The sequence below is a fragment of the Microcoleus sp. K1-B1 genome (assembly GCF_036704705.1).
Classification (GTDB): Bacteria; Cyanobacteriota; Cyanobacteriia; order Cyanobacteriales; family Microcoleaceae; genus Microcoleus.
The window spans coordinates 1-5,027 of the sequence record NZ_JAUBSH010000169.1 but is presented as its reverse complement, the minus strand read 5'-3'; the positions used below and the strand labels follow the sequence as shown (position 1 = coordinate 5,027).

The 5,027-nt window shown below is 41.2% G+C and carries 6 protein-coding genes; all 6 read left to right on the top strand.

The annotated features are described in order from the left end of the window. The coding region (locus tag QUA83_RS29955) for a glycosyltransferase family 4 protein (protein ID WP_333297829.1) at window positions 1-510 on the top strand (510 nt) is incomplete at its 5' end. Between the two features lie 40 nt (window positions 511-550). Continuing rightward, window positions 551-2,182: a glycosyltransferase family 39 protein gene (locus QUA83_RS29950; protein ID WP_333297828.1), complete on the top strand. Its 1,632-nt coding sequence runs from the start codon at window positions 551-553 to the stop codon at window positions 2,180-2,182. A 24-nt stretch (window positions 2,183-2,206) separates the two neighbouring features. After that, on the top strand, window positions 2,207-2,950 hold the full coding sequence (locus QUA83_RS29945) for a hypothetical protein (RefSeq protein ID WP_333297826.1): 744 nt from the start codon (window positions 2,207-2,209) through the stop codon (window positions 2,948-2,950). Continuing rightward, complete coding sequence (locus QUA83_RS29940; RefSeq protein WP_333297824.1) at window positions 2,947-3,147, top strand: hypothetical protein; 201 nt, start codon at window positions 2,947-2,949, stop codon at window positions 3,145-3,147. The genes QUA83_RS29945 and QUA83_RS29940 overlap by 4 nt, the downstream gene beginning before the upstream one ends. Window positions 3,148-3,241: 94 nt before the next feature. Continuing rightward, window positions 3,242-3,745: an ATP-binding cassette domain-containing protein gene (locus QUA83_RS29935; protein WP_333297822.1), complete on the top strand. Its 504-nt coding sequence runs from the start codon at window positions 3,242-3,244 to the stop codon at window positions 3,743-3,745. Window positions 3,746-3,850: 105 nt separating this feature from the next. Next, window positions 3,851-4,951: a glycosyltransferase family 4 protein gene (locus tag QUA83_RS29930; RefSeq protein WP_333297821.1), complete on the top strand. Its 1,101-nt coding sequence runs from the start codon at window positions 3,851-3,853 to the stop codon at window positions 4,949-4,951. Window positions 4,952-5,027 lie beyond the last annotated feature (76 nt).

Genomic DNA, 5,027 nt, shown 5'->3' with positions numbered 1-5,027 from the left:
GCAAGTGCATTAAATGCAATTCTCGCTCGCTATCCCCAAGTGAAGGTAAGTTTTTTGGGAACGGGTTGCTCAGAAGCGGAAGTCCATGCAGATTTCGAGCCTGCTGTACGCGATCGCATCCGAGTCATTCCGCGCTACAGTCAGGACACACTACCTGACCTCCTGCGCGGACATCACATCAAGCTCTTTCCCACCCTCTCTGAAGGGTTTAGCTTGGCTCTGACTGAAACTATGGCTTGCGGTCTAGCGCCTGTAACGACAACAACACCAGGACCAATGGAGATCGTGCGGGATGGGCACAATGGCATTTTAGTCCCGGCTCGCGATAGTCAGGCGATCGAGCAGGCTTTGGAACGCCTGGTTACAGACCGCCCTTACCTTGAGCAGTTACGCCGTAATGCTTACGCTACCGCACAACACTACAGTTGGGAGCGGATCGCCCGCCATAACCTGGCTTTCTATGAAGAAGCGTTGTGCCAAAGAAGTTGCCGGGAGGTTCTCAAAAAGTAAACTCGCCCTGACGATTGATAAAATAAGTAGGTACTAGAACATGAGAAGTTGGATTAGGTACGAAGAGCAAATATCTCGGCATTCAAAGCTCATTTTATTCGGTATTTTATTAGCAGGTTTTTTACTTCGTCTCTACGGAATTAAAGCTAATCTGCCTGATATTTACAGTAATGGTGAAGCCGGACGAGTTAGCAATGCTGTAGAAATGTTAGCTAATCGCGATCTAAATCCTCACTGGTTTGGTCATCCAGCAACCACTGTTATTTACCTACTGGTCTTTGTATATGCCTTCGTTTTTTTAGCAGGTAGAGTTTTAGGAATTTTTGCTAGTGCTGATGACTTTAAAGCACTTTACTTTCAAGATCAAACTATTTTTTTCTTAAGTGGGCGTCTTCTTGGTGTCTTATTTGGTCTGCTCACAATTTGGCTCGTATACTTAGTCGGCAAGAGAATTTTTAATAGAACAGTAGGTTTAGTCGCAGCAGCTTTAATTGCTATCACTCCGATTCATGTCTCAGGTTCACAGTTAGCGCGAATGGACAGTTTAATGCCCTTGCTTTTACTGCTTTCATTTTGGTTCTGTTTAAGAATATTTGAAAAAAACCAATTATTAGACTATGTATTAGCTAGTTTCTTGCTAGGTCTAGCTATCGTAACCAAATACCCTGCTGTTGTTTTTGCGTTGACTATTATCTTGACCTTTTTTCTTAGCAAGGGATGGCTTCACCAAGGCTTTCCCAAAGTATTTAGCAGTATTGCAGCCTGTATTGCAGGAGCTTTTGTAGGCTCTCCTTTTCTATTTATAGATTTTAAACAGGTGCTTATTGATGTGGCAAAGGAAGCCAGATCGGAACAAGTTAGCGTAACAGGAGGCGGGCTGATAGCCAACCTGAGATGGTATATAGAAAATCCTCTTGTAAACTCTTTTTCACTTTATGGCATTCTATTGTTGAGTATGGGAGTTTTATTCTGTGCCTTTTCCCGAAGAAAAGAAGCCTTAATATTAATTAGTTTCCCTCTTATATTTTTAATATTTATATGTTTTCTCAGTTTAAGGTGGAATCACTGGGTTATCCCTATTCTTCCTTTCAGTTGTATAATACTTGCTTGGGCTATTTATCAACTATCGAACTTGACTAACAAATATTTTATAAAATCAGTAACTTGGATATTCTTGTTTTCTTTCTGTATTATTCTTGCTTCTCTTTCAAGTGCAAGCCTCGCACAAGGTCGTGAAGCTTCGGGAACCGACACAAGAATTCAGGCAGAACGATGGGTAACTACTAATATTCAAAGCGGAAGTGCTCTTTTAATAGAACCTTATGGTCCTAATTTTCCCAAGTACTCATTCAAATTATTTCAAGTTAATCGAGATAAGCAAGGAGCTTTGTTCCAAATCGAGCCTAATATTTATACGAGACATGCTAAAATTAGACCCTTAGACTTTGGCAGAATTGGAGAAATTGGAGATATTGAGGATATTCAAGCTAAGGGTATCCAATACATGGTTATAAGCCATTGGTATGATTTGTATTTGGCAGAAAAGGAAAGGTATCCAGAAATAGTTAAAAATTATCAACGCCTTATTTCTTCTGCTCAACTTATTTATGAATTTAATCAGGTTCCTAAAATTAATCGGGGTCCGAAAATTCGCATTTATCAATTTAAATAGTTTTAGATTTCTGGAGATCAAGAAATGAAAACTCAATCAATATTGCATCGGCGGGAAAGGTTATCCACAAGGAGAAGACTCTGTCAACTCTATATTCTACTGACTGTTTTGAATGCTTTTCTTCTGAGCGGATTATGGTTTTTATTTCCTAATATAAGAAGTGCGTTGGTGGAAGAGAATGAGTTCTTAGAAAACTTAACCACAATTTTATATTTTGAGACTTTTGTGCTTGGTTTGATTTTTATTAGCAAGTTAAAGGATAAATATGCTCGAAAGTTTTACCTAATTATCCCGTTCTTAGGGCTGCTTGCCGCCTTAGACGAAATCAGCTTTGGCTACCGGATGTTCTGGTTTAAAGCGCCTCTAGTTGGTGGAGTGAGAATTGATTCGCTACATGATGTTTTATTCTTACTCTTGGTAAGCGTTAAACCTATTTTGAAGCAAAATTTAATAATGTTGTTTGTTCTTTTAGGAGTATTCGCTTGCTTACTACTGCTTGGATTGATTTGGGCAATTAAGCATTTCCAAAAAGTGAGAGTGATTGTTCGCCAAGGGATAAATTATTTAGCCTTAGCGCTCAACCGTTACCTTCCACTAGGCTTCTTGCTCATCACTGTAGGCTACGGTGTTGTATCGATACTGATAGATCTAGATATTTTTATCAATAATTTTTTGAAGTTTTTTGAAGAATTAGTTGAGATGAATGCTGCTTTAACTCTTTTGTTTAGTTCTTTTTCTATTCGTATTCGTAGTAAAGGTTCTCTATGAAGCTTTGTATTGTTACTCATAAAGTCGCGCTCGGTGATGGTCAAGGTCGGGTAAACTATGAAGTTGCCTGGGAAGCGATTCGTCGCGGTCATCATGTTACCTTGTTAGCAAGTAGCGTAGATTTGGCACTTCAACAACACAATCAAGTCGATTGGATTGCTATTCCAGTTAAATGGTATCCATTACAACTAGATTAGTTAGGTGGAACGGTATCAAGCTGAGAAGCCACTACTGAGAAAGCACTACTGACCATGCTGAAGAAATCTTTCGCAAGCCAATAGGGAATTGAATATGAAACTATGTATTGTGAAACCGATTGTTGTTAAAGGCGATGGGCAAGGACGGGCAAATATTCGGAACAATATTGTTTATGGAAAAGGAGGCGCAACTGAACAGGAAATTCAAGAAGCAGCTCGACTCGCCCATGCTCTAGAATTTATTCAAGATATGCCTAAAGGATTTGAGACTCAACTCGGAAACCGGGGGGTACGCTTGTCGGGTGGTCAACGCCAACGGATTGCGATCGCCCGTGCTTTGTTACGCAATCCAGAAACTTTAATATTAGATGAAGCAACGAGTGCTTTAGACTCTGTATCGGAGCGATTGATTCAGGAGTCGATAGAAAAGCTGTCTGTAGGTCATACTGTAATGGCGATCGCCCATCGTCTATCAACTATTGTCCGAGCCAATAAAGTGGTTGTGCTGAACCAAGGTCGCATTGTGGAACAAGGAGCGTATCAAGAGTTGTTAGAACAACGAAGTTATTTATGGAAATACCACCAATTGCAAAGTTAAGTAGGCCAAGTGAGGTAAAGCTTTCTGAATCTTCCTAGAGTCAGATATTGCACCAGCGCCAAAAACCGGAATTTAATTATAAAAAATCAATTTGGAGTTTGAAGTATGATGCCAAAGCTTTTGTTCGTAAGTACAGCACCTTTCTATCGCGACGTATCAGGGGGATCTGAGTTATCCACAATAAAACTATTTGAGAGTCTATACCAATTGGGCTGGCAAATTGAAATAATCTGTGCGCTCTCCGTCCGTTCATCGTATTTCCGGCGCGGTGTCTGGCGCAGCCTTGTACGCCTTCAAAAACCGTCCCTCTGTATGGTGGACTATGACCTCGGCTATCCGTGTTGGCGGCAAGTCACTGCATTGAGTACCAAATTCAATAGAGAACGCTATTGGATCGAACTCATCGATCAAAGGTTGCGTAAGTATCGACCTGATCTTGTCCTCGGTCATGACACACTTACATGCCCACTCCTTAACTATGCAGCTCATCAGGGCTACCCGAGTTTCTACTTTGCACGCAACTTAGGCACCCTTGAAAATGGAGACCCTATCCCTGACAACATTCAGGTGATCGCCAATTCACCGTTTATAGCTTCGATTGCCAGCCAGCTTACCAGTAACAAGATTGGAGTAGTTCTGCCATTCGTGGATCTATGCCAATACAAAGTGGCGGAGCGTAAACGTCGGTATATTACATTTATCAATCTAATCCCAGAGAAGGGGGTTGAAGTTGCAATTAAGATAGCCCGTTCCTTGCCCCAGGAAAACTTTCTCTTTGTCAAAGGGAAGTGGGGAGGCGACCAGGGACTTTATCTGAAACTTGCCGATAGCCTGCCCAATGTGGAAATCTGGGATAACCAGGAAGATATGCGTCGAGTTTATGCACTAACTGACATCTTGCTCGTCCCTTCCCATTTTATCGAAACCTTTGGTCGGGTTATCATCGAAGCTCAAGCCAATGGTATTCCGGTAATCGCCTCAAGTGTAGGCGGTATCCCCTATACACTTGGTCAGGGAGGTATCTTAGTTGATTCTAAAAACGACCCACAGCCTTATATAAATGCATTGAAACGACTTCGTACCGATGAAGACTATTATATACAGCTATCAGCTCTTGCCCTTCAAAATAGCCAGCGCCCCGAATTTGACTTACAGTATCAGGTTCAAAATTTTATTCGCTTGGTTGAGAATCGTATAAGATCATAAAAATCCTACTTACCATTCATCACGATCTAAATCCAAATGCAGGTGCTCCGGGTGCAACTTGGAAACTAGGTCAGGA